General features: G+C 45.8%; 20 protein-coding genes. 11 read left to right on the top strand and 9 right to left on the bottom strand.

The genetic code is table 11. The annotated features are described in order from the left end of the window. Nucleotides 1-77: 77 nt before the first annotated feature. The 8 genes from noc to rpmH all read right to left on the bottom strand — a co-directional run bounded on the left by noc (nt 78) and on the right by rpmH (nt 8,168). A complete protein-coding gene (gene noc / locus MH144_RS27415) occupies nt 78-896 on the bottom strand; it encodes a nucleoid occlusion protein (RefSeq protein ID WP_239305411.1) in 819 nt (272 codons plus the stop codon). A gap of 501 nt (nt 897-1,397) precedes the next feature. Continuing rightward, the gene (gene rsmG, locus MH144_RS27410) at nt 1,398-2,123 is read right to left on the bottom strand and encodes a 16S rRNA (guanine(527)-N(7))-methyltransferase RsmG (protein WP_239305410.1); all 726 of its coding nucleotides are present in this window, start codon (nt 2,121-2,123) and stop codon (nt 1,398-1,400) included. Further along, nucleotides 2,123-4,012 (bottom strand): tRNA uridine-5-carboxymethylaminomethyl(34) synthesis enzyme MnmG, encoded by a 1,890-nt coding sequence (gene mnmG, locus MH144_RS27405; RefSeq protein ID WP_239305409.1) that lies wholly within the window; start codon nt 4,010-4,012, stop codon nt 2,123-2,125. Before mnmG ends, rsmG begins: the two co-directional genes overlap by 1 nt. 214 nt (nt 4,013-4,226) lie before the next feature. Continuing rightward, nucleotides 4,227-5,603, bottom strand: coding sequence for a tRNA uridine-5-carboxymethylaminomethyl(34) synthesis GTPase MnmE (gene mnmE / locus MH144_RS27400; RefSeq protein ID WP_239305408.1), 1,377 nt, complete (start codon nt 5,601-5,603; stop codon nt 4,227-4,229). Nucleotides 5,604-5,752: 149 nt separating this feature from the next. Beyond that, nucleotides 5,753-6,454: an RNA-binding cell elongation regulator Jag/EloR gene (gene jag / locus MH144_RS27395; protein ID WP_239305407.1), complete on the bottom strand. Its 702-nt coding sequence runs from the start codon at nt 6,452-6,454 to the stop codon at nt 5,753-5,755. Next, complete coding sequence (locus MH144_RS27390) at nt 6,451-7,329, bottom strand: YidC/Oxa1 family membrane protein insertase (protein ID WP_127537615.1); 879 nt, start codon at nt 7,327-7,329, stop codon at nt 6,451-6,453. The genes jag and MH144_RS27390 overlap by 4 nt, the downstream gene beginning before the upstream one ends. Nucleotides 7,330-7,403: 74 nt before the next feature. Continuing rightward, complete coding sequence (gene rnpA, locus MH144_RS27385) at nt 7,404-7,754, bottom strand: ribonuclease P protein component (protein ID WP_175394208.1); 351 nt, start codon at nt 7,752-7,754, stop codon at nt 7,404-7,406. Between the two features lie 279 nt (nt 7,755-8,033). Next, nucleotides 8,034-8,168 carry a 50S ribosomal protein L34 gene (gene rpmH / locus MH144_RS27380; protein WP_024629517.1) on the bottom strand — a complete coding sequence of 45 codons (135 nt, stop codon included), beginning with the start codon at nt 8,166-8,168 and terminating at the stop codon, nt 8,034-8,036. Nucleotides 8,169-8,971: 803 nt separating this feature from the next. Between rpmH and MH144_RS27375 the strand changes: the two genes are divergently transcribed. The 9 genes from MH144_RS27375 to gyrB all read left to right on the top strand — a co-directional run bounded on the left by MH144_RS27375 (nt 8,972) and on the right by gyrB (nt 20,007). Beyond that, on the top strand, nt 8,972-9,646 hold the full coding sequence (locus MH144_RS27375; RefSeq protein ID WP_239305406.1) for a GntR family transcriptional regulator: 675 nt from the start codon (nt 8,972-8,974) through the stop codon (nt 9,644-9,646). Nucleotides 9,647-9,860: 214 nt separating this feature from the next. Further along, nucleotides 9,861-11,222 carry a GntT/GntP/DsdX family permease gene (locus MH144_RS27370; protein WP_239305405.1) on the top strand — a complete coding sequence of 454 codons (1,362 nt, stop codon included), beginning with the start codon at nt 9,861-9,863 and terminating at the stop codon, nt 11,220-11,222. A 66-nt stretch (nt 11,223-11,288) separates the two neighbouring features. Then, complete coding sequence (gene gntK, locus MH144_RS27365; protein WP_239305404.1) at nt 11,289-12,836, top strand: gluconokinase; 1,548 nt, start codon at nt 11,289-11,291, stop codon at nt 12,834-12,836. A 743-nt stretch (nt 12,837-13,579) separates the two neighbouring features. Then, nucleotides 13,580-14,926 (top strand): chromosomal replication initiator protein DnaA, encoded by a 1,347-nt coding sequence (gene dnaA, locus MH144_RS27360; RefSeq protein ID WP_095362173.1) that lies wholly within the window; start codon nt 13,580-13,582, stop codon nt 14,924-14,926. Between the two features lie 220 nt (nt 14,927-15,146). After that, nucleotides 15,147-16,289 carry a DNA polymerase III subunit beta gene (gene dnaN / locus MH144_RS27355; protein WP_127537619.1) on the top strand — a complete coding sequence of 381 codons (1,143 nt, stop codon included), beginning with the start codon at nt 15,147-15,149 and terminating at the stop codon, nt 16,287-16,289. Nucleotides 16,290-16,305: 16 nt separating this feature from the next. Next, nucleotides 16,306-16,521: a S4 domain-containing protein YaaA gene (yaaA, locus tag MH144_RS27350; RefSeq protein WP_056697580.1), complete on the top strand. Its 216-nt coding sequence runs from the start codon at nt 16,306-16,308 to the stop codon at nt 16,519-16,521. 54 nt (nt 16,522-16,575) lie between these two features. Then, the gene (recF, locus tag MH144_RS27345; protein WP_095293519.1) at nt 16,576-17,688 is read left to right on the top strand and encodes a DNA replication/repair protein RecF; all 1,113 of its coding nucleotides are present in this window, start codon (nt 16,576-16,578) and stop codon (nt 17,686-17,688) included. Nucleotides 17,689-17,701: 13 nt separating this feature from the next. Next, entirely contained in the window at nt 17,702-17,950 is a 249-nt protein-coding gene (gene remB, locus MH144_RS27340; RefSeq protein WP_095293520.1) for an extracellular matrix regulator RemB, read from the top strand. Between the two features lie 146 nt (nt 17,951-18,096). Then, nucleotides 18,097-20,007, top strand: a complete 1,911-nt coding sequence (gene gyrB, locus MH144_RS27335; RefSeq protein ID WP_095293521.1) for a DNA topoisomerase (ATP-hydrolyzing) subunit B — start codon at nt 18,097-18,099, stop codon at nt 20,005-20,007. Nucleotides 20,008-20,079: 72 nt separating this feature from the next. Here gyrB and MH144_RS27330 read toward each other — a convergent pair whose 3' ends face one another. Continuing rightward, nucleotides 20,080-21,015, bottom strand: a complete 936-nt coding sequence (locus tag MH144_RS27330) for a YheC/YheD family protein (protein ID WP_239305403.1) — start codon at nt 21,013-21,015, stop codon at nt 20,080-20,082. 423 nt (nt 21,016-21,438) lie between these two features. Here MH144_RS27330 and gyrA point away from each other — a divergent pair, with 423 nt between their 5' ends. Together gyrA and MH144_RS27320 are read left to right on the top strand one after the other, a co-directional pair. After that, a complete protein-coding gene (gyrA, locus tag MH144_RS27325; protein WP_239305402.1) occupies nt 21,439-23,991 on the top strand; it encodes a DNA gyrase subunit A in 2,553 nt (850 codons plus the stop codon). A gap of 225 nt (nt 23,992-24,216) precedes the next feature. Continuing rightward, nucleotides 24,217-25,323 (top strand): HD-GYP domain-containing protein, encoded by a 1,107-nt coding sequence (locus MH144_RS27320; protein WP_239305401.1) that lies wholly within the window; start codon nt 24,217-24,219, stop codon nt 25,321-25,323. Nucleotides 25,324-25,570: the final 247 nt, after the last annotated feature.

Here is a 25,570-nt window from a genome sequence, read left to right as displayed (position 1 = left end):
CAAGCACGTTCTTCAATACAGACTTTAACCAGCTCTATAGACAGAAAAAGCGGCCCCATTGCCGCCTTAAGCTTCAACTATTTGCGTTTCGGAATATGAATGACGATCTCATAATGATCTTCGTGATCTGCTTCTTTGGTTTTGATATCCATACCAGAACCAGATACCATATCAATCGATTGGCGAATCGTATTTAGAGCCAGTCTGACATCTTTGGTAAACGAGATGCGTTTGGACTTTTTGATTTTGGAAGCTTCCTTGTAAAAGGCAACCCTTGCTTCAGTTTGTTTCACGTTCAGCTCTTTTTCAATAATCTCGCCGAGCAATTTCATTTGCAGTTCTTCCGAGTCCAGTGAAAGCAATGCTCTTGCGTGACGCTCGGATATTTTCCGTTCCATCAACGCAGTCTTAATTCCTTCCGGGAGTTGTAACAACCGAATTTTATTGGCAATGGTTGATTGGCTTTTGCCTAATCGCTGCGCAAGACTCTCTTGCGTCAATTGGTGAAGATCAATTAACTTTTGATAAGCAACCGCCTCTTCAATAGCCGTGAGCCCTTCACGCTGCAGGTTCTCAATCAAGGCAATGGAAGCGGCCTGAGAGTCATTAAACTCGCGCACAATGGCTGGAATATGCTCTAGTCCCAGTTTTCGAACCGCACGCCAGCGACGTTCCCCGGCAATAATCTCATATGATCCATTCCGCACACGGACAACAATGGGTTGAATGACTCCATGGGTTTTGATTGTCTGCAACAACTCATCAATTTTATCATCGTCAAAAATCGTACGAGGTTGATAAGGGCTGCTTACTATTTCACCTACCGGAATTTGTTTCACTTCATCTCCGTTATTGCGCTCCGCCAAACCAAACAACTTCGAAAATTGTTCTTTCATTCCGTATATTACCACCTAGTTTCGTAATAGCTCCTGCAACAGTGCAGGTGCTTCCTATTCTATATGCGACCCCTCATATGTTGTCGTTCTTCGAATAAGTTTTGCTTTCTACATCACGTTCTGATGAAATGTCTATACTTCTTGCTAAATCTATTTAGATATAATCTATAATCTATGATCTCTGATACACAGGATCGGCTACTTCTATTCTATCATCTTTTCTATCATAATCCTATTCTAACCTATTCTTTAAACCCTCCTAATTTTCCTGCTTTTTTCCGAGCATCTTGTCGGTTTTACCCTCGTTTTCTCCTTTTATTCACCTGTTTTGTTTTTGAATTGTTACGCGCTTTGCAATATGTATCTGAAAATAAAAAAGAGGATGTTTCACGTGAAACATCCTCTTCAATATTTTCTAGTCTGGCTTTACAAATGACACGAGTAAGTTTCTATAATCCGTCCATAAAGTAAGCAAAGTTTATTGGTTTACCCAACAATGACTTACTGTACCAATGGTGTTTTGAGTGGAGTCCCCGGTTTACGAGGATATTTGTGCGGCGTTTTATCAAACTTTTGAATCAAGATGATATGACGCGCTGACTCTTCCACTGGCAGCTGGAATGGATGAACGGCTTTTACCCGTGCTCTCAGCTGATTGAAGCTAAATTCTGCTTCCTTCATTTCTTCACGAGGATCTCCGCCTTTCATTGCGGCAAACATCCCACCTTTGCGAACGAAAGGTAAACAGAATTCATTCAGCACTGCCAGCTTCGCCACTGCACGCGCAGTAACCAGATCGTAGCTGTCCCGATATCCTTCTTTGCGCCCCAGCTCTTCCGCGCGGCCATGAATTAACTCCACTCCGGTTAGACCGAGTGTATCCACGACATGCTGCAGAAAGCCTATGCGTTTGTTGAGGGAATCAATAATGGTCAGCTGGATATGCGGGAAGCATATCTTGAGCGGAATACCAGGAAAGCCTGCCCCAGATCCAATATCCGCAAGCTTTTCCACTTTGGTCATATCCGTATAGAAGGCCAGGGATACCGAGTCATAAAAATGCTTTGTATACACCTGTTCCCGTTCCGTTATACCTGTCAGGTTCATCTTCTCATTCCAGGATACCAGCTCCTGAAAATACAGCTCGAACTGTTCCAGCTGATGTTCATCAAGTTCCAAACCATGCTCTTTCAGTCGAAGCTGCAATTGCTGTTGAATATCGTCCATTATTGTCCCCTTGCTGCGGTTACACGGTTATAATGCTCCAAGTAGACGAGCAGAATGGAAATGTCCGCAGGAGTTACCCCAGCAATCCGGGAAGCTTGCCCAATTGAAATAGGACGGATCGTGGATAGTTTTTGCTTCGCTTCCATAGCCAGACCATGAACATCATTGTACTCAATCGTATCCGGAATTTTCTTTTTCTCCATCTTTTGCAAACGTTCCACGTGGATCAATTGTTTCTCAATATAACCTGCATATTTAATTTGGATCTCTACTTGTTCCTTCATATCTGCTGTCAGTTCTACCTCAGAAGGTGAAACCTGGTCAATCCAGTCATACGTAATTTCCGGACGACGCAATAGGGTAAGCAGTGTGCTTCCATCTTGAATTGGAGTCGAGCCAAACTCTTCAAGCTTCGGATTCACTTCCACAGGGCGCGCTTTAGCCGCTTTTAGACGTTCAACCTCTGCATCCACTTTGGCTTTTTTGTCGAGGAATTTAGCATAACGTTCTTCTGAAACCAGGCCAATATCATGTCCAATCTCGGTCAAACGCAGATCTGCATTATCATGACGGAGCAGCAAACGATACTCGGCACGTGAAGTGAGCAAACGATATGGCTCATTTGTTCCCTTTGTCACCAGATCATCAATCAATACGCCAATATAGCCTTGGGAACGATCCAGAATAACTGGCTCTTGGCCTTGTACTTTGCGTGCTGCGTTAATCCCGGCCATGATCCCTTGTCCTGCCGCTTCTTCATAACCGGATGTACCATTGATTTGTCCGGCTGTGAACAGACCTGGCAGACGCTTCGTTTCAAGTGAAGGCCAGAGCTGTGTAGGTACCATCGCATCGTATTCAATGGCATAGCCATTACGCATCATTTCCACTTTTTCCATTCCGGGAATGGAGCGAAGAACAGCAAGTTGAACATCCTCCGGCAGACTGGTAGATAGTCCTTGTACATAGTACTCGGAAGTATTTTTACCTTCTGGCTCCAGGAAGATCTGATGTTTCGGCTTATCGCTGAAACGAACAATTTTGTCTTCAATGGATGGACAGTAACGTGGTCCCGTACCTTCAATGACACCCGAGAACATCGGTGCACGATGCAGGTTATCATTGATGATCTGATGGGTTTCAACCGAAGTGTAGGTCAACCAGCATGGCAGCTGTTCATTTTCCGAAGATTCTGTCTCATACGAAAAGAACTTCGGCTCATCATCACCAGGCTGAATTTCCGTTTTGCTGAAATCGATCGTATCCTTGTGCACACGAGGAGGTGTACCTGTTTTGAAACGAACAAGGTCGAATCCAAGCTCCCGCAAGTGCTCGGACAATTTGAGTGAAGGCTGTTGGTTGTTCGGTCCACTTTCGTACATCAATTCACCCATAATAACTTTACCGCGCAAATAGGTGCCTGTAGTCAAAACAACTGCCTTAGCACGGTACTCTGTACCCGTCTGAGTCACTACCCCCACACATTTCCCGTCTTCGACGATCAAGCGATCCACCATGCCTTGACGCATGGTGAGGTTGCGCTCATTCTCCATCGTTTCTTTCATTTTATGCTGATAAGAAAACTTGTCAGCCTGAGCACGCAGAGCGTGTACTGCAGGACCTTTCCCTGTGTTGAGCATTCTCATCTGAATAAACGTCTTATCGATATTCCGTCCCATCTCACCGCCAAGCGCATCAATCTCGCGTACAACATGTCCTTTTGCCGGTCCCCCAATGGATGGGTTACACGGCATGAAGGCCACCATATCCAGATTTATTGTAATCATCAGTGTTTTGGAACCCATACGGGCTGCGGCCAGAGCCGATTCTACACCCGCATGTCCAGCACCAACGACAATTACATCATAGCTGCCGCCATCAAAAGCCATTCTTGTTTACCTCCTTATGCCGCAGCACGTTTGAATCCCCTGCCCACGGTCTATTGTAAAAAAATTGAATGCTCTCCCTATTCAGCTGGGGACATTCCGATCTATATCAAACCATCAAGTCTGTGATCCTACAGACGTCATTGCCATGCTGACCATTCACAAGAAATGGACTACATTATCATACTACTTTTCACAGGAAGTATGTTTGCTCATTTTACTTTCCTAGACAGAACTGGGAGAAAATCTGGTCAATCAATGCATCATGTGCCGTATCGCCCACAATCTCACCAAGGTGCTCCCACGCCAGACGTACATCAATCTGAATCATATCGATTGGAATGAGCTGTTCAGCGGCTTCATAAGCGTCAATTAAGGACTGTTTTGCTTTTTTGAGCAAAGCAATATGGCGCACATTGCTGACATACGTCAAGTCCGCCGATTCCAGCTTGCCGCTGAAGAACAAGGTGGAAATGGCATCTTCCAAACGATCAACACCCAGATCATCCTTCACAGACATTGGAACAAGGCGCTCTTCCGGGATGTAGCGAAGCAAAATGTCGCGGTCTGCCTGCGGAGCTAAGTCCATTTTATTCATAATGATAATTGATTGTCTACCGCGGATTTGTTCCAATAATTCGATCTCGTCCTCATGCAGCGGTTCTGCAGCATTGATCACCATCAACAACAGATCTGCCTCTGCTACTGCGGAGCGGGAACGTTCTACCCCGATTCTCTCGACAACATCCATCGTTTCCCGAATGCCGGCTGTATCCAGCAGCTTGAGTGGAATGTTGTTAATCGTTACAAATTCCTCAATAACGTCACGTGTTGTTCCCGGAATGTCCGTTACAATAGCCCGATTATCCTGAGCGAGTGCATTGAGCAAAGAGGATTTCCCTACGTTTGGCCGCCCTACAATTGCCGTCGTAATTCCTTCACGTAGAATCTTGCCCTGTTCTGCCGTTACCAGCAATTTATCAATTTCAGTCATGACCAGACTGGATTTTTCTTTGATAAAATCAGCAGTTAAGGACTCAACATCATGCTCGGGATAGTCAATGTTCACTTCGATATGAGCCAGAGTTTCCACCAATGTATGCCTCAGATCACGCAGTTTGGACGAGAGCTTTCCCTCAACTTGTTTGAGTGCCACCGAAAATGCTCTATCCGACTTGGAGCGAATGAGATCCATAACGCCCTCAGCCTGTGACAGATCGATCCGTCCATTCAGGAAAGCACGCTTCGTGAATTCACCCGGTTCCGCAAGGCGAATATCTAGCTGAAGCAGTAAATCCAGAACCCGCTTCACCGAGACTACTCCACCATGAGCACTAATCTCAACCACATCCTCAGTCGTAAACGAACGAGGTGCCCGCATTACCGTAACCAGTACTTCTTCAATCTTCTCCCCACTGCCAGGTTCAATGATATGACCGTAGTGAACTGTATGAGATGCTGCTTGGGTCAAAGGGGTTTTACTGCGGAAAATTTTCTCCGTTTCCGATACTGCATCCGGACCGCTGACCCGGATAACGGCTATACCCGCTTCCCCAACAGCCGTGGATATCGCTGTGATCGTATCACTGATCATCGTTATCTCTCCCTGCTCTATTTTAAAATGGTTGTCCTTACGGACCGACATATGAATTTCACTTTTTAAGTTCTCACCAATATACTTATTTACGAAAAAAGCAATGGCTTCTGCACCGGGCAGGAAGCCATTGCGTCTTCAATTTCGTGTTATTTCGTCATGATGACCACGCGCCGATTGGGCTCTTCGCCCTTGCTGTACGTCTTAATCTGCGGGTGGTTTTGCAGTTTCGCATGAATGACTTTGCGTTCGAGTGGAGGCATCGGCTCCAGAACAACTTCCTTGCCAGAACGGATCGCTTGTCCAGCCAGACGTTCAGCTAGATCCTCAAGCGTCTTCCGGCGGCGTTGGCGGAAATTCTCCGCATCCAGTACAATTCGAACGAAACTTTCCGAATAACGGTTAGCTACAATGTTCGTTAGATATTGAAGTGCATCGAGCGTCTGTCCACGTCTGCCAATAATCATGCCAAGATCTTCACCGGCAATATTGAAGATATGTCCATCCCGCTGCTTTTTGATATCCACTTCAACATCCAGTCCCATACCTGCTGCTACTTCTTTTAAGAAAGCAGCCGCTTCCTCATAGGGATTTTTAGCTGCGACATCCTCAAGTTTAGCTTCAACCTGAGGTATATGTGCGGCCGGCTCGACCCGCTGTGGTACAGCTTCGGGCACAGGCAGAAGTTTCACTTCAACTTTTGCCGCCTTTACCCCGATCAAACCCAGGAATCCTTTTGACGGCTGCTCTAACACTTGTATCTCGACCTTGTCCCGGCTCACGCCAAGCTCAGCCAATCCTTGGTTTACAGCATCTTCAACGGTTTTTCCTGACGCAATGACTTTGGTCATTTCGATTTTTTGGCCCCTTTCGACCCTTTTCCAGAGACGGTTGCCTTGCCACCGTTTTTGCGTTTAGCTCCATTTTTGGAGGAACTATTCTGCTTCACGTTGACTTCAGCCACGACTTTATCATTATTCCGGTAAAGGAAATAGTTTTGCACGATCGTGTAGATGTTACTGTAGAACCAGTACAGCGGCAACGCTGACGGGAACTGGTAAGACATCACGAAAATCAAGATTGGGTACACCCATAGCATGAACTGCATTGGTCCAACCTGTTGTGCAGGATTCATGCGCATCATCATCCATGTTTGTACGAATGTTGTGATGGCAGCCAGCACAGGCAATATAAACAGGTGATCCGGCGCTCCGAGCTGGAGCCACAAGAAGTCATGTGTTCTCAGACTGGAGTTACCGTAAATTGAGTTATAAAGTGCGATGTAAATCGGCATCTGAATCAGAAGTGGTAGACAACCCGCCATCGGATTAACTTTATTCTCCTGAAACAACTTCATGGTTTCTTGCTGAACTTTCTCAGGTGTATCTTTATACTTGGCTTGAATCTCCTTCAACTGCGGCTGAATTGCCTGCATGGCTTTGGAGCTGCGGACCTGCTTCATTGTTAGTGGCAAAATTAACGTCCGCACAATCAGCACCATGACTAGGACAGCTAGTCCATATTCACCGTTAAACCAGTTGGCGAATGTATCGAGCGCCAGTGAGAACCAGTAAACAACATTGCTTTGCCAGAATGAGTCACTGTTTTTCAGATCTTCCGTCGTAACCCCGGATCCCTGCGGAGTACACCCCGCTAGTACGGTGACCATTGCAATGACTGCAATGAGGAGAATCCACTTCCCCTTTGATGTCTTCAATCGCGACACTTCATAACCCCTCTCTTAACCATTCCATTCCACCGTAAATCATACCATAATTAGGAGGACAAATAAACCGAAGCTTACCGTTTATTAGGCTTAAGAAGAGCCGCTTTGCGCATGACGTGCAGCAGACTTTTCTCCATTTCCTGATAGGTCATGTCCAGGGCACCTTTTCTTACGATGAAGATCAGGTCCATTTGTGTGACAATCTCTTTCTCACGGTGCCTTATAATTTCCTTAATCATGCGTCTCATCCGGTTTCGTACGACAGCGTTTCCGATTTTCTTGCTGCATGATACACCTACCCGGAATTGCTCCGTATCTTTACGGCGGCAGCCATACACCACAAATTGATGATTGGCAAAAGATTTCCCATACCGGTATACGCGGCTAAAGTCCGCCCGGTTTCGCAAACGCAGTCTTTTATACACGGCGCTTCTCCTTGCTGTTCTCCACCATCCATATTGACGGAGGCCTCATTACTGATTTAGTATAGGCTTTCTTGAATAACGGTAAACTGTTCTGACGACAACTTCATTATATATAAGGAAACTTTTTTATAAATTTCGTGACTGATTGATCCTTCTTCAATAAAGAAATAGACACTTTCGCCCTTTTTCGCAGCCAATTCAGACCCGATCTATATCAGCATCCAGTCTGAAATGACTCATTTAAGAAAAAAAAGACCACCTCGGTGGTCTTCTCATGCATTAAGCACTCAGGACTTTACGGCCTTTCAGGCGACGTGCAGCCAAAACTTTACGGCCGTTGCTCGTGCTCATTCTTTTCCGGAAACCATGAACTTTTTTACGTTTGCTTACGTTCGGTTTGAATGTAGGTCTCAATGTATTGCACCTCCTTACAAGGAAATACTTATGTGATGAATCATTTTCATCTTCACAGAAAACACCTTTATACATTTAACCACGTACACCTGGAAAAGTCAACTCTAACCCACTTCACTTCTCCCTCTTTTTAAAGCCCTTTCCAGCCTGCCCCTCAGAGCCCGTAATACTAACGTAGAATCTGATTCGAATAAAATAAATTTTCAAGCGAAAAAAGTTATCCCCAACGGGCTTTGCACTGCCAACTCATCCATCAATTCACCGGTTATCCACACCCCAAGTTAGACCTCTCGGTCATCACTCACCTTCCAATTCAATAACCAGAAGTTATTCACATGTGGATAACGAATTTAACTTCGTTTTATTGATATTGGCACATTCCTCTTATACATTATTTCCTTTCAACTGTAGGCAAGAACTCTGTTATTATTTCCTCAACTTATGTAGGACATTTATTGAATATTGGGCCTTGGTTAAAATTTGATGTATCCGCTTTAATTTGAAGGTTTACAAGCTTTCAAGAAAGGTGTAGGATAAAAATCACATCTTGTATACAAGTATACTTATGTATTCATTAAGAGAATACCCGCATTTCCTTCACTCTTTTTGATTTACAAACGTACTGAACTTCGGCTCCTTGAAAAACGGTTTGCGGAATAATAAGTTATGGTCTTCCGCTCCCTAATCAGACAGTATGCAAACTGCAAAAAGGTTATGCTATGATCAGTGTACAGGTCCACCTGAGATGGATTACCGAATCCTGGACCTAGAGAATGATTATTTGAATAGGAGCGTTAGCCATTATGTTGTTTCCTTCTTCTTGGCTGCAGGGAGCTTCCCGCGGGGAAGCCATCGCCTGCGAATTAAGGCTGCGCATCATCAGTGGAACGCTGCGTCCTGGAGAGATTTTGTCTGAAAATCGAATTGCCGCTGATTTTGACAGCAGTCGTTCACCTGTCCGCGAAGCACTGAGAACACTGTCTAATGAAGGACTGATTCGACTTGAACGGATGGGTGTGGTTGTCCTTGGATTGAAAATCAAGGATGTTGAAGAGTTGTACGACGTCCGTTTTCTAATTGAAAGCTTTGTCCAGCAGCGACTAGCCGGGTCTGTTCCCGAGCCATTGATTACTTCGCTTCGTAATATACTGGACAAAATGGAGCTGGCAGGTCGGCATCAGGATGCCGTCGAGTTTGCTTTTCAGGATCTGACTTTCCATGAGACCATTATTGAGGCAGCCGAGCATTCCCGTATATCACATTTATGGAGAAGCATTCGTTATGTTGTCATGACGGTTATGCTATTAACAACCCGCAGGGTATTTGTTCAGGGCGATCCAAAAGTAAGCGCTGTAATTCAAAAACATCGATTGCTGATTGAAGCACTAGAGTCAGGTGACAAAGCATCCATTCAGGCCGGCGTGCGTACGTACTTTCAGGATTCCGGCAAAACCCTGCATGAGAGCTTCGACTCCTGATAATGAACTCAGAAAGTTTATATTTTTCGGCTTTGGTTTAAAAACTGACCACCGTCCGCAATCACATCCGAGTGGATGGATTGTCATTTAACTTGTCGACAAGTATACAAAATGCGATTTAGTTTCAATTTTTGGGCATATTAAAGGGAGACAAACTTCCCTGACGGCGAATTCACTTGTAAGCGTTTATATTCAAAACAAAGGAGCATACATCATGAGCACTCTTTTTGGACTATCCCATAATGCAACATTGTTGGTATGGACATTGATTGCGATCGTATTTCTGATCGTGTTGATCTCCAAATATAAATGGAACCCCTTCGTTACCCTTTTATTATCCGCTTTAATGCTTGGTTTGCTTGCTGGTATGAAACCCGCTGATGTGATCTCTTCCATAACAGGTGGACTCGGCGGTACGCTTGGAACCATAGCCATTGTCATCGGGCTTGGCACGATGCTGGGTAAAATGATGGCCGAATCAGGCGGTGCCGAGCGCATTGCAACCACACTGGTCGATCGCTTTGGCGTTAAACGTGTACACTGGGCCATGATGATCGTTGGTTTTATCGTGGGTATCCCGGTCTTCTTCGAAGTTGGCGTGATTCTGCTGATTCCGATCATTTTCACCGTTGCACGTAAAACCAATATGTCACTCCTGCAGATCGGGATTCCGATTTTGGCCGGTCTGTCGACTGTACATGGTCTGGTTCCACCACATCCGGCTCCAATGATCGCTATTGATGCATTCAATGCCGATTTGGGGAAAACCATTTTGTACTCCCTCATTGTTGGTATTCCGACAGCGATTATCGCAGGTCCTTTGTTTGGTAAGTTTATTGGCAAAAGAATACACACTGAACCGCCAGCCGAGCTGGCAGAGCAGTTCGCAACGAAGAAAAACACCGATCTTCCAGGGTTCGGCATTACCCTGTTTACGATTTTGCTGCCAGTCATCCTTATGCTAATTGGCTCCATTGCTAATATCGTAGATCCCAATGCCACAAGCGGCTTTACAGTCTTCAGTGAGTTTATCGGGCATGAGATTATTGCCCTGTTGATATCTGTTGTGTTCGCCCTCTTTTCGCTCGGCTTCGCACGCGGATTTACCAAACACGAAATTTCTCGTTTCACCAGTGAATGTCTGGCGCCTACGGCGACCATCATCCTCATTATTGGTGGGGGCGGTGCGTTTAAACAGGTCTTGATTAATAGTGGTGTCGGCAATGCGATTGCTGAAGTTGCCACTCACGCCAATATCAACGTCATCCTTTTTGCTTGGCTGGTTGCGGCACTGATCCGGGTAGCTACAGGCTCAGCAACAGTTGCCATGACTACGGCAGCTGGTATCGTTGCTCCGGTTCTTGCATTGACTCCAGGAGCCAATATTGAGCTGGTTGTACTTGCTACTGGTGCTGGATCACTTGTTTTGTCCCACGTGAATGACGCAGGCTTCTGGATGATTAAGGAGTTCTTTAATATGAGCGTCTCTCAAACACTGAAAACGTGGACCGTTATGGAAACACTATTATCCGTCGTCGGACTGATCTTTATTTTGCTGCTGAGTACTGTGATCTAAGACTAGATTGCATCTAATTAGAAGATAAAATTTCACCGTATCAAAGGGAAAGAAGGATTACACCAGATGAAAAAATATATGATTGGCATAGATATCGGGACCACCAGCACCAAATCCGTATTATTTACGGAGCAAGGTGAGGTTGTAAGCACTTCAACTCAGGAATATCCTCTATATACTCCTGCTCCTGATGTAGCTGAGCAGGATCCCGAAGAAATTGTACAAGCAGCTATTCGATCTGTACGTGGAGTCATGGATCAGAGCCGTGTAAGTGCAGGACAAATCATGTTTTTGTCCTGCAGCTCTGCCATGCACAGTGTGATTGCCATGGGCCAAGATCATAAGCCGCTCACTCGCTGCATCACATGGGCTGATAACCGCAGTGCAGCCTGGTCAGCTCAATTACAGGAGAGTGGGCAAGGTCATCGGATCTATTTGCGCACGGGCACACCGATTCATCCCATGTCTCCCCTAACCAAACTCATGTGGCTGCGTCATGATGAACCAGACCTTTTTCAGCGCACAGCCAAGTTCATCTCCATTAAAGAATATTTGTTCTTCCGTTTGTTCGGACAATATATAGTAGATCATTCTATCGCCTCCTGTACCGGTCTTCTCAACCTGGAACAGCTGGATTGGGATACGGAAGCACTCGAGGTTGCAGGAATCACACCTGATCATCTCTCAAAGCTTGTTCCAACGACATATACTATAGAGGGAATGGACACTGAATGTGCAGAGAAAATGGGACTGTCCCCCTCTACTCCCTTTGTGATCGGGGCAAGTGACGGAGTGTTATCCAATCTCGGCGTAAACGCCATCGAGCCTGGAGTCGTGGCAGCAACCATTGGTACCAGTGGTGCCATTCGTACAGTCGTTGATCGCCCCGTTACCGATCCCAAAGGACGGACCTTCTGTTATGCCCTCACAGAGGACCTTTGGGTCGTGGGTGGGCCTGTGAATAACGGTGGCATGTTATTTCGCTGGGTACGTGATGAATTTGCAGCATCTGAAGTAGAAACAGCCAAAAGGCTAGGCATCAATTCATATGACGTGCTTACCAAAATCGCTGAGCGAGTCAGTCCAGGCTCTGAAGGACTACTGTTTCATCCTTATTTGTCAGGAGAGCGTGCCCCATTATGGAATCCGGATGCCCGTGGTTCTTTCTTTGGTTTAACCCTCCATCACCAGAAAGAACACATGATTCGTGCTGTCCTGGAAGGGGTCATTTTCAACCTCTATACGGTCTTGCTGGCCATGGAAGAACAGATCGGACAACCAACCTCCATTCAGGCTACCGGTGGGTTCGCACGTTCCCCTCTCTGGCGTCAGATGATGTCTGATATATTCAATCAGGAAGTCGTCGTCCCCGAGAGCTTCGAAAGCTCCTGTCTGGGTGCTGTAGTCCTCGGTCTGTATGCCACAGGGCGAATCAAGTCACTTCATGCCGTCTCTTATATGGTGGGGACAACGCACAGACATACCCCCGTTAGAGAAAACGCAGCAATTTACCGGGAACTGCTCCCGATTTTCATTCGCATCTCGCGCAAACTTGAAGAGGAATATGCGGATATTGCTGAATTCCAGCGCAAAATGTCCTTAAAAACCAAGTAACTGTTTCCTCATTCAAACACCAAAAAAGAGGTTGTTCACTTAGACCACGCGCTGGCCTTAAGTAACAACCTCTTTTTTGTCCATTTATTTGATTCAATCTATTGCTCCCCATCCGGCATTTACGCCAAATTTCATGACTACCTTCCCCTATCCAGCCATGGCTTTAACTGTCCCCTTTTTAGTGTTAATCAGCTTGTTCGCTTCTATTATCATTGCAGCGAACCTCTGCTTCTTGCATACAACCCCAAATGAGGTTAAAGAGGCTGAATACAACAGATCCCCAAAACCGCCATTTTGAATACACGGTTATCCACAGACACGTTATTCACAACTCAGGAGTCATTTTACACACAATTTAGCGATTTTCGACGAACAACCTGTGTATAAAACATTTTGGCTTTTTGGGTCATCCTGTCGAAAATTAAACAATTTATAAACAATATATTGTGTTGTGATTAAAAATTATACACAAGTTATTGAATTTGTGGATAAAATCTCGCGATACGTTGAAATGCGGGGCTTCTTTTGCTATGATTGTATTACTTTTGGATGTGAATATGTGATCTGACCCATAATATTATCAACAGCCTGTGGATAAAGTTGTGAACAATTTTCCGTTGTTCATTCTTTTTTTGTTTTCGACCTGCGGGGGTTTGGGGATAAATTCCGGCAATATATCTCGTATTTCGACACTGCATCATGGCTTAAGCCACACTTGGAACATGTAAAAGGAGTGACAGTCTGTGGACAGCCATACTTCTGATTTATGGCAGCAAATTTTATCAATCATACAAAACAAACTCAGCAAACCCAGCTTCGATACCTGGTTCAAAGCAACCAAAGCAACGAAGCTGAATGACAGTTCAATCGTCATTTCCGCGCCGACTACGTTTGCCGTCGAATGGCTGGAGAGCCGTTACACCAAATTGGTTGGCTCGACAGTATATGAACTGCTAGGCAAACAAGTCGATGTGAAATTTGTCATCGAAGAGAACAAGCCTGCTGAACCGGATCCGCAGCTGCCGGCGCCAACGCCTACGGTAGTTCAGGAAGAAGCGGTTCTCAGCATGCTGAATCCAAAATATACATTCGATACATTTGTCATTGGACCAGGCAACCGTTTTGCCCATGCCGCATCGCTGGCGGTCGCTGAAGCGCCCGCCAAAGCATACAATCCTTTGTTTTTATATGGGGGAGTTGGACTCGGCAAAACCCACTTAATGCATGCCATTGGCCATTACGTTTTGGAGCATGATCCGGGGAGCAAGGTTGTTTATTTGTCATCTGAGAAATTCACGAATGAATTCATTAACTCTATCCGTGACAACCGCGGGGAGAGCTTCCGTAACAAATACCGGAATGTCGATATTCTGCTTATAGATGATATTCAGTTTTTGGCGGGAAAAGAATCAACACAAGAGGAATTTTTCCATACGTTTAATGCGCTGCATGAGGAACGGAAACAGATCATTATCTCCAGCGACAGACCACCGAAGGAAATTCCGACTCTGGAAGAGCGGCTTCGTTCCCGCTTCGAATGGGGACTAATTACGGATATCCAGCCTCCGGATCTCGAGACACGGATCGCCATTTTGCGGAAAAAGGCGCGTGCGGAAAACCTCGATATTCCTAACGAAGCAATGATGTACATCGCCAACCAGATTGACACCAATATTCGTGAACTGGAAGGCGCACTAATTCGGGTGGTAGCCTACTCTTCACTGACGAATCAAGACGTAACGACTCATCTGGCTGCAGAAGCATTGAAGGATATCATTCCTTCCAGCCGTCCTAAAATGATCACTATTCAAGACATCCAACAAAAGGTCGGCGAGTATTACAGCCTTAAGCTTGAAGATTTCAAAGCACGGAAGCGGACCAAAGCCGTTGCTTTCCCTAGACAGATTGCCATGTATCTATCACGTGAACTGACCGATTTCTCCCTGCCCAAAATTGGGGAAGCATTCGGAGGACGAGATCATACGACTGTAATTCATGCGCACGAAAAAATCTCCCAATCGATCAAATCCGATCAGGAGCTCTACAAAGTTATCAACAACTTAACCGAAAAAATTAAGAATCCAACCTGAACAAGTCCCAAGCCTATGCACAACGTGTACACATGTGGATAGGCTTAATTTTATGGGTTTATACCCACTTATCCACATATTCAGTGCCCCTATTACTATTATTACTAAAAAGATCTAAAAGATATCATCTCCAAATACGCCGTTTACAGCTCGGCCTTCGGCCTTTTGTTTAACACCTTTTAACACCCAAACACCCAAAAAATCCGCTAGGAGTGAAACCATGAAAATAAGCATAATGAAAAGCTACTTGAACGAATCCATCCAGCATGTATCCAAAGCCATCTCCAGCCGTACGACAATCCCCATCTTGAGCGGGATTAAATTCGACGTTAATCATCAAGGTGTGACGTTGACAGCAAGTGACACGGATATATCGATTCAATCCTTTATCCCGCTTGAAGAGGGAGATAAAAGCGTAGTTCAGGTTGAACAACCAGGTAGTGTTGTACTGCCAGCCAAGTTTTTTGTCGAGATCATCAAAAAACTGCCTTCCCAGGAAATTCACATGGAGGTTAAAGACAATTTCAACACCTTCATCTCGGCAGGTGCTACCGAAATTCAACTGGTAGGTTTGGATCCGGAGGAATTCCCGGTATTGCCAAGCATTGAAGAGAACCAAACGGTATCCATCCCAGGTGATCTGCTTAAAAACATGGTGAAGCAAACGGTATTCTCCATTTCCACCCATGAGACAACTCCAATCCTGACAGGTGTGCTCTGGAGCCTTGCTGACAATGAGTTGAAATTTGTGGCAACAGACCGCCACCGTCTTGCTACTCGTTCAGCAATGCTGGATAATGCAGAGGGAGTGCGTTTCAACAATGTCGTCATTTCAGGTAAAACGCTGAATGAACTCAGCAAAATTGTGCCTGATCAAAATACGCTTGTGGATATCGTCGTCGCTGATAACCAGGTCCTGTTCAAAATTGACCGTGTCCTGTTCTATTCACGCATTTTGGACGGAACATATCCGGATACTTCTAGAATTATTCCGACTTCGTACAAAACAGAACTTGTTTTGGATACTAAAAAATTAAGTGAGTCGATTGACCGGGCTTATTTACTGTCGCGTGAAGAGAAAACCAACATTGTGCGCATGCAAACGATGGAATCCGGAACGATCGAAATTTCATCAAGCTCTTCTGAGCTGGGAAAAGTAAGAGAAGAAATTGAACCTGCCGAGTTTACTGGCGATCCGCTGAAAATCTCGTTCAACTCCAAATATATGCTGGATGTGCTGAAAGTGGTGGAGAGTGAGCAGCTGATGATCGCTTTTACCGGCGTCATGAGTCCGATCATTTTGAAACCGCTGGACGACAGTCACAGCCTTTACGTCATCTTGCCTTACCGGACGACCAACTAACGAAAGGAAGATTCCAGTGAACCGAGTAACGATTCGTACGGAATATATTAAGCTTGACCAATTTTTGAAACTGGCAGATTGCATCCCGACCGGAGGCATGGCAAAAGCCCTGCTTCAGGAAGGACTTGTACGTGTGAATAAAGAGCCAGAGGAACGCCGGGGACGCAAGTTATACCCTGGGGATATCGTTGAGGTGGACGGAGAAGGCGCGTTCGAAGTTGCCGCAGAATAAACAGTTTGATCCCTGCTGCCTCCTGACGGACGGGATAAAAGGGAGGTTAACCGCTTGTTTGTCAACAGCATTGATCTGCAGCAGTTCCGCAATTATGAACATCTGAAACTGGAATCTTTCGGTCCAGTGAATCTGTTAATCGGGCAAAATGCCCAAGGTAAGACTAATCTTGCAGAGGCCATCTTTGTTCTTGCACTCACCAAGAGTCACCGTACATCCCGCGACAAGGAGCTGATTCGTTTTGGCGAGGAACGTGCCAGGCTTGCAGCAGAAGTCGACAAAAAGTATGGAACCGTCAATCTGGAGCTGTCTTTGTCGCAACAAGGGAAGAAGGCCAAGATTAACGGACTTGAGCAGCGAAAGTTAAGCGATTTTGTCGGCGCACTCAATGTGGTCATGTTTGCACCGGAAGATCTGGAGATTGTCAAAGGCACACCGGGGGTACGCCGCCGGTTTCTTGACATGGAGATCGGTCAGGTGGCACCAGGCTACCTGTATCATCTTCAGCAGTATCAGAAAGTGCTGGTCCAGCGAAACAATCTGCTGAAGCAGTTATGGGGCAAGGATGCATCTGCCCAGACAATGCTTGAGATCTGGAATGAGCAACTGGCTGAACACGGTGTTAAAATCGTCAAAAAAAGGAAACAATTCATAAAGAAACTGCAAAAGTGGGCCGAAACGATTCATCAGGGTATCACCGGAGGCGGAGAAGTGCTGCGTCTGGCCTATCTTCCATCCTTCAGCGAAGCCGCTGAGGAAGATGAAGCTGTTTTAATGGACCAATTTATGATAAAATTATCACAAATGAAAGAGCAGGAGATTCGCCGGGGCACAACCCTTAGTGGGCCGCACCGGGATGACCTGTCCTTTTTCATTAACGACCGGGAAGTACAAACGTATGGTTCGCAGGGGCAGCAACGCACAACGGCGTTGTCTCTTAAACTTGCGGAGATTGAACTGATCCACGAAGAAATCGGAGAATATCCGGTCCTGCTGCTTGACGATGTGTTGTCCGAGCTGGATCCTTTTCGTCAGACGCAGCTGATCGAAACGTTCCAGAGCAAGGTGCAAACCTTTATTACAGCTACGGGAATCGAGAGCCTGAACGTTGACAAGCTCAAAGATGCCAGTATTTATCATGTTCATGCCGGACAGGTTGAACGCTAAGGAGTGAGGGGACATGTACATTCATCTGGGCGGCGAGAAAATTATCCGTTCTTCCGAATTGGTCGCTATTTTTGATATATCGATTGAAAAATCCTCTAAAATCTCCAAGCAGTATGTCACGCATGCCGAACAGGAAAAAACAGTGGAACGCATTGGTGAAGAGGAAGCCAAGTCTATTGTCGTGACCAAGAATATTGTGTACTATTCACCTATTTCCTCAGCCACACTTAAGAAGCGTGCTCACATTTTCCCTGATCTTTAGAGCTTTACAGGTAAGGTATAGTATGCCTTCTGCTGCTTGTCTTTAGTTTGGACTACTTGCTGAAAGAAAGAAAAGATGATCATTCAGCATGCATTCTTAGTTAACGCATATTTACGATATTGAATCTATAGAAGTAGGTGAAAGGCATGTCTATGAATCAACCGTCATATGATGCGAATGAAATTCAAGTCCTTGAAGGACTGGAAGCCGTACGGAAGCGTCCGGGGATGTACATCGGTTCCACCAGTGCCAAAGGTCTGCATCATCTGGTCTGGGAAGTAGTGGACAACAGTATCGATGAGGCGCTTGCGGGTTACTGTGACCATATTGAGATCAGTATTCACGAAGATAACAGCGTCACTGTCGTCGATAACGGACGGGGTATCCCTGTCGGCGAGCATGCCAAAATGAAACGTCCTGCACTTGAGGTTGTTATGACCGTGCTCCATGCAGGCGGTAAATTTGGCGGCGGCGGATACAAGGTATCCGGTGGTTTGCACGGGGTCGGTGTCTCTGTTGTGAATGCCCTCTCCGAAAAAGTGGTCGTTACCGTTAAACGTGACGGACATGTGTATCAACAGGAATACCGCCGTGGTGCTCCGCAGTATGACCTGAAAACACTAGGAACAACGGATGAAACGGGAACAACGGTTACGTTCCACCCGGACCCGGAAATTTTCACGGAGACAACCGTATATGATTACGAAACGTTGCTTACACGTGTGCGTGAGCTCGCATTCCTCAACAAGGGTATTGGTCTTACGCTGACAGATGAGCGCACAGGGGCAACGAACTCGTTTATGTACGAAGGCGGTATTATCGAATACGTCTCCTTCCTGAACCAAAAGCGTGAAGTATTGCATGAAACTCCGATCTACGTTGAAGGGTCTAGAGATAATATCCAGGTGGAAGTTGCCCTGCAATACAACGACAATTACACCGAGAATATTTATTCTTTCGCCAACAACATCAATACGCATGAGGGCGGAACGCATGAATCGGGCTTCAAGAGTGCATTGACCCGGATTATTAATGACTATGCCCGCAAAGCGGGTGTAATCAAGGACAGCACAGGTAACTTGTCTGGGGATGACGTACGTGAAGGTCTCACGGCGATTATCTCCGTCAAGATTCCTGAGCCGCAGTTTGAAGGACAGACCAAGACGAAGCTGGGTAACAGCGAAGTGCGCGGAATTGTAGAGTCCCTGTTTGCCGAGAAGCTTCAGGAGTTCCTTGAAGAGAATCCTTCGGTATCGCGTCGCATTCTGGAAAAGGGATTGCAAGCGGCTCGTGCACGTGAAGCAGCACGTAAGGCCCGGGAATTGACAAGACGTAAGGGGGCACTTGAAGTGAGCTCCCTGCCAGGTAAACTGGCTGACTGTTCCTCCAAGGATGCTTCGATCAGTGAACTGTACATCGTCGAAGGTGACTCTGCAGGTGGTTCTGCGAAACAGGGCCGTGATCGTCATTTCCAGGCGATTTTGCCGCTTCGCGGTAAAATTCTGAACGTGGAAAAAGCTCGTCTTGACCGTATCCTTGGGAATGCGGAGATCAGAGCGATTATCACTGCAATGGGTACGGGGATTGGAGACGACTTCGACATTTCAAAAGCCCGTTATCACAAAATCATTTTGATGACCGATGCCGATGTCGATGGAGCCCATATCCGAACACTGCTGCTGACATTCCTGTATCGTTATATGCGCAAAATCATTGAGGCAGGCTATGTGTACATTGCACAACCGCCATTGTTCAAAATTGAGCGTAACAAAGTGATTCGCTATGCAGGTTCCGAGAAGGAACGTGATGAAATTATTGCGAGTCTCGGCGAAAATGCGAAGTTCAATGTCCAGCGTTACAAAGGTCTCGGCGAGATGAATGCCGGACAACTGTGGGAAACCACGATGGACCCTGAAAGCCGGACGATGCTGCAAGTATCGATCAGTGATGCAATGCTTGCGGACGCGATGTTTGATACCCTGATGGGAGATAATGTTGAACCTCGTCGTGACTTTATTCAGGAAAATGCGAAATATGTGAAAAACCTCGATATCTGATGATACGAGAAGAGGCGCCTGCTGGGCGCCTTTTTACTTTCGAGGGCCGTTGAAACCCGGAAAATCCAAAGGTTAACGTGCCCGACTTTTCACTTTAGAAGAGGATGCTTGTGGTTTGGCAGCATTGCGTGATGTTTTCTTTTTTTTGGAGGGTAACCTGCCGTAGGCAATTGCATATCGTTTAATTTTGCGATAGGCCTCTTTGTCAGGCAGTAAGCCAAAGGCATAGATACCAGGCAGTGTGTTGACCTCCAGGATCCAGGGGCGGCCTGTTTCATCGAGGGCGATATCAATACCGATCTCTTTGAGTCTTGGAAACGACTTTTGCAATTGAACGGCAGTATGAACACCAAGTCGATAAAGCTCATTGCGCAGCTTCTGTAATCCGGTTGCATGAAGATGGGGCAGAACCAATTCCTCGAATGTGGCCAGCCGTCCGCCACCATGAATATTGGTTATGATTTTTCCCGGTGCAGCAATTCTGCCGAGAATACCTGTCGTCTCCCAGTTGTTCTTCAGATTCTTTTGCGTGAGCACGCGTAAGTCAAATGGCAAATCTTCGTGTTTTAGGAGAGGGATTCCCTGCTGAATAAGGTAAACGTGTCCCTGAATTCGTTCTTCCAGAGCTTGATGGAGCTTCTCTAGAGACGAATATGACTCCTGTTTCGTGCCATATTGGAGCTGATAGGATGTTACCCGGAGTGAGGAAGTCTCCAGCTCCTGTGAGTTGGATTCGGTAAGGGAGGGGTCATCAGTAATGTCCTCCTCTGCATTGGAGTGATCCGAGGTAGGAGGTTCACTGAAGGAATGGATAGTTTTTACTCGCATTACCCCATTACCGTAGGTCCCATGGTCAGGCTTAATATAATTGAGTTCAAACAGTTCGGTCATCCGTTCAAGAGTTTGGCGATTGTATTGCCTCGTGACAGGGATATATTCATTCACAGTACGGCTGCGCTGCAACACAACCGTTTTGGTCCATTTGCTGGAGACGCGCTGGATACTCAAGAAGCCACCAGTCCTTTCTTGTTTTTATCAGAGTTCCCTAAGAGCAGCAGTACGGAGAAATCAAAGGACAAGAGATGATATCAGTGGTATAATAGAGAAATATGACGTTTTGTGCGTTTGGCTGCACAATTGCTAGTTTGGACGTAGAACGGGAACGGCACCAGCCTTAATACACGCAGTACATATGCCGCTTTTCTAGCATTGTATGTGTAAACGGAGAGGAAGGCAGGGCTAATCCCCAGACTGCTTAAAGTTCCCGGAAGAAAGGCTATTACCCAGCGGACGTTTAATTGTGTAACTTTTGTGAAAGTAATATAATAAAGAGTAGCGTTCTTGCGCGGTTTTAGCCTTGTTAGGCTTTTCACATATACTATTTTAATGACTGAATGGAACGTTTGTTGAAGGACAAGAAGGAGGTCCAGCATGGCGGAAGAAATGAACTCGCAGATTAAAGATCGGGATATTGGCGTCGAGATGCGTGAATCGTTTATGGATTATGCGATGAGCATCATTGTTAGCCGTGCCCTGCCTGACGTACGTGACGGATTGAAGCCGGTTCACCGGCGTATTTTGTACGCAATGTCCGAGCTAGGCATGACACCCGATAAACCACATAAAAAATCAGCCAGAATCGTCGGCGAAGTTATCGGTAAGTATCACCCGCACGGTGACTCTGCCGTGTACGAAACGATGGTACGGATGGCACAGGATTTCTCCCTGCGTTACATGCATGTTGATGGACATGGTAACTTTGGATCCGTCGATGGCGACATGGCAGCAGCCATGCGTTATACGGAGGCACGTTTGTCCAAGATTGCCATGGAGATGCTCAGAGATATCAACAAGGATACGATCGATTTCCAACCGAACTATGACGGTGAAGAGAGCGAACCAGTTGTTTTACCTGCTCGTTTTCCTAACTTGCTTGTAAATGGTGTCGGCGGGATTGCGGTAGGTATGGCAACGAACATCCCTCCTCATAATTTGGGAGAGGTGATTGACGGCGTTCAGGCCATGATTAAAAATCCGGATATTACATCCATGGAATTGATGGATTACATTCATGGTCCAGACTTCCCAACGGCCGGTTATATTCTGGGACGCTCCGGAATTCGTCAGGCTTACCAGACAGGCCGTGGCTCTGTTACAATGCGGGCCAAAACGAACATCGAGGAAAACAACAACAAGGCACGTATCGTTGTTACCGAGATTCCTTACCAGGTCAATAAGGCAAGACTGGTGGAGAAGATTGCTGAGTTGGTTCGCGACAAGAAAATTGATGGTATTACGGATCTTCGGGATGAATCCGACCGTACCGGAATGCGCATTGTCATTGAGCTTCGCAGAGATGTGAACCCGGGTGTTGTACTGAACAATCTGTACAAGCACACAGCAATGCAGTCAACTTTCGGTATCAATATGCTTGCAATTGTGAACAAGGAACCAAAAATCCTGAACCTGCGTGAAGTGTTGTATCACTACTTGCAGCATCAGATTGAGGTTATTCGCAGACGTACACAATTCGAATTGAGAAAAGCGGAAGCCCGTGCACATATTCTGGAAGGCTTGCGCATTGCACTGGATCATATCGATGAGATTATTGCGTTGATTCGTTCCTCCAGTAATACAGACGCAGCCAGAGAAGGGTTGATTGAGCGGTTCTCGCTTAGTCATGATCAGGCTCAAGCGATTCTGGATATGCGTTTGCAGCGCCTTACAGGTCTGGAACGGGAACGCATTGAAAATGAATATAACGAGCTTATGGTCAAAATTGCGGAGTATCGCGAGATTCTGGCCAATGAGCATCTGGTACTCGAAATTATCAGTGAAGAGCTGCAAGAAATTCGTGAGCGCTTCGGTGATGATCGCCGTACAGAAATCACTATTGGCGAAGAAAGTATCCTGGATGAGGATCTGATTCCGCGTGAAGAGGTCATCATTACCATTACACACACGGGCTATGTGAAGCGTCTGCCGGTATCGACATACCGCAGTCAGAAGCGTGGCGGACGTGGAGTCGTGGGCATGGATACCAAGGATACCGACTTTGTCGAGCATCTATTTGTAACCAACTCTCACAACTACCTCATGTTCTTTACGGACAAGGGTAAGGTATACCGTCTAAAAGCTTATGAGATTCCAGAGCTTGGACGTACAGCTCGTGGAACACCGATTATCAACCTGATTCAGATTGAACAGGGAGAGTCGGTTAACGCCGTGATTCCGGTGCAGGAATTCGAGAGCGACAAGTATCTGTTCTTCGCTACCCGTCAGGGTGTGGTGAAGAAGACACCGCTTGAGGATTACACCAACATTCGCAAAGGTGGTCTGATCGGGATCTCCTTGCGTGATGATGATGCTCTCATAGAGGTTAAGCTCACAGATGGTCAGCAAGAGATCATCATGGGTACTTCACACGGAATGTCTATTCGCTTCTCGGAAGGTAATGTTCGTTCCATGGGACGGAGTGCAACCGGGGTAAAAGGGATCACGCTGGATGAGGGCGATGTTGTCATTGGTATGGACGTTGTCGATCAGGAGCTTGACGTTCTGATTGTTACAGCCAAAGGCTATGGTAAACGTACCCCTGTCAGCGATTATCGTATGCAGACTCGTGGCGGTAAAGGGATTAAAACCATTAACGTTACAGAGAAGAATGGTGGGGTAGTCAGTCTCAAAATGGTTAAAACGGAAGAGGATCTGATGATTATCACGTCGAGTGGTACATTGATCCGCATGAGTATGGAGGGCATATCCACAATGGGTCGATACACGCAAGGTGTGAAGCTGATCCATATTCGTGATGAAGATGCCGTAGCCACAGTCAGCCGGATTGACAAAAATGAAGAAGAACCAGATGAAGAGTTACTGGAAGGACTGGAAGCAGAAGATGCAGAAGGTACAGCAGTAAGCCCAAGTGAAGACGCAGGTATAGAAGCGGAAGCTGAAGGCGACGATTCTGATTCTGAGGTTTAAAATACCTTTACAACATGACCTAGTCACGAAGTATTAGAAGTTAGATATGAAGAAAAGAGGGGTTCCCATTCGGGAACTCCTTTTTTATTGGCTCTCCATGTTATAAAAATATAGGAATATAGGATGTACAGCCTGATTTATGAGTAATATAATGGGAAATATCGTGAAAACCGGGACTATGGTCTTGTTTACCATTGAGAAGAACGAAGAGTGAGGAGAATTAACATGGGATTAATAACCCTGTCTGAAGTCAAACCTGGCCTTAAACTGGGGAATGACGTACATACGGTGCGCGGTAACGTTTTATTTCAGAAAGGCAAGGTTATTTTGCCTAAGGATGTAGAAGTTCTAAGAGCATTTATGATTCACCAGATTGATATCGAACAAGAAAGAGTCGGAACGAATGGTGCAGGTACGAAGGCGGCCACCTCATCAAGTGGTGAGAAAAATGGGGATCGGACTGGTAAAGGTAGTATTGCTGTATCAGCCCCTGCAGTGTCTTCCTTACACGAAGAGTATGAGAAGATGGTGGGATTGACCAAGAATGCCTTTCAATCCTCCCTGGCAGCTGAGTTACCTGTATATGAGCTGCGTACTCAGCTCGAAGCCTTGTTTGTACATCTCAAACAATATAATGTACTGACTTTTAGTCCAAGGGTGATGCAGGAGCATGATTACGTCTATCATCATGCTGTACTGAGTGCAATGACATCGTATCAGTTGGCTCAGTGGATGGAATTACCCTCCAAGGACTGGATGCAAGTTGCTTTTGCAGGATTGTTCCATGATATCGGTAACAGCAAAGTAGATCCACAGATTCTCCATAAACCTGCTGCATTAACTGCTTCTGAACAGGAAGAGATTCGACAACATACGAAGTATGGCTATCAGGTCTTGAAACAAGCCAAGGCCATTAATGAAGGAGCAAGACTGGCAGCACTGCAGCATCATGAGAAAGTGGATGGTTCAGGTTACCCATTACAGCTGAGCGGTACGCAGATCCATGTCTATGCCAAAATTGTTGCCATCGCTGATATTTTCCACGCCATGACACTGGAGAAGATTTATCGTAAAGCACAATCTCCATATCTCGTGCTGGAACAAATCAAAAGCGAGGCGTTCGGTAAATTGGATCCAGCTATCGTAAATGTATTTATACAGCGTTCCACACAAATTCATAATGGTATTCGAGTAAAACTTAGCAATAATCAAATTGGTGAGATCATTTTCTCAGATCGGGATCATCCAACTCGTCCAATGGTTTCCGTGGAGGGGACGATCATTAACCTTATGCAACAGCGGCAGTTATATATCCAAGAAGTTATAGGATAAGTCTTATTCTGTATATAGGGGAGAGCCATTCTATTAAGAGTGGTTCTATCTTTATAACTTTTTTGAAAAAGTACTTGCATAAAAAATCTGTACATGGTATATTCTAATTCCGGCCAAGAAAACACGAGAAACACGGTGCGGTAAGCAAATTGAAAAGCTTCGAAAGAAACTTAAAAAAAGTGCTTGCTAAATTGGTTCGGATGTGATAAGATATAAAAGTTGCTGAAGAGAACAACGCTCGGATGCA

Origin of the sequence: Paenibacillus sp. ACRRY (assembly GCF_022346995.1) — a bacterium.
GTDB lineage: Bacteria > Bacillota > Bacilli > Paenibacillales > Paenibacillaceae > Paenibacillus.
The sequence above is the reverse complement of the archived record's forward strand: the minus strand, read 5'-3'. Positions and strand labels throughout refer to the sequence as shown.

Bases quoted from the DNA above. Each gene is read 5' to 3' on its own strand.
- noc (WP_239305411.1), bottom strand. From the start codon at position 896: ATGAAAGAACAATTTTCGAAGTTGTTTGGTTTGGCGGAGCGCAATAAC.
- rsmG (WP_239305410.1), bottom strand. From the start codon at position 2,123: ATGGACGATATTCAACAGCAATTGCAGCTTCGACTGAAAGAGCATGGT.
- mnmG (WP_239305409.1), bottom strand. From the start codon at position 4,012: ATGGCTTTTGATGGCGGCAGCTATGATGTAATTGTCGTTGGTGCTGGA.
- mnmE (WP_239305408.1), bottom strand. From the start codon at position 5,603: ATGATCAGTGATACGATCACAGCGATATCCACGGCTGTTGGGGAAGCG.
- jag (WP_239305407.1), bottom strand. From the start codon at position 6,454: ATGACCAAAGTCATTGCGTCAGGAAAAACCGTTGAAGATGCTGTAAAC.
- MH144_RS27375 (WP_239305406.1), top strand. From the start codon at position 8,972: ATGTTGTTTCCTTCTTCTTGGCTGCAGGGAGCTTCCCGCGGGGAAGCC.
- MH144_RS27370 (WP_239305405.1), top strand. From the start codon at position 9,861: ATGAGCACTCTTTTTGGACTATCCCATAATGCAACATTGTTGGTATGG.
- gntK (WP_239305404.1), top strand. From the start codon at position 11,289: ATGAAAAAATATATGATTGGCATAGATATCGGGACCACCAGCACCAAA.
- dnaN (WP_127537619.1), top strand. From the start codon at position 15,147: ATGAAAATAAGCATAATGAAAAGCTACTTGAACGAATCCATCCAGCAT.
- remB (WP_095293520.1), top strand. From the start codon at position 17,702: ATGTACATTCATCTGGGCGGCGAGAAAATTATCCGTTCTTCCGAATTG.
- gyrB (WP_095293521.1), top strand. From the start codon at position 18,097: ATGTCTATGAATCAACCGTCATATGATGCGAATGAAATTCAAGTCCTT.
- gyrA (WP_239305402.1), top strand. From the start codon at position 21,439: ATGGCGGAAGAAATGAACTCGCAGATTAAAGATCGGGATATTGGCGTC.
- MH144_RS27320 (WP_239305401.1), top strand. From the start codon at position 24,217: ATGGGATTAATAACCCTGTCTGAAGTCAAACCTGGCCTTAAACTGGGG.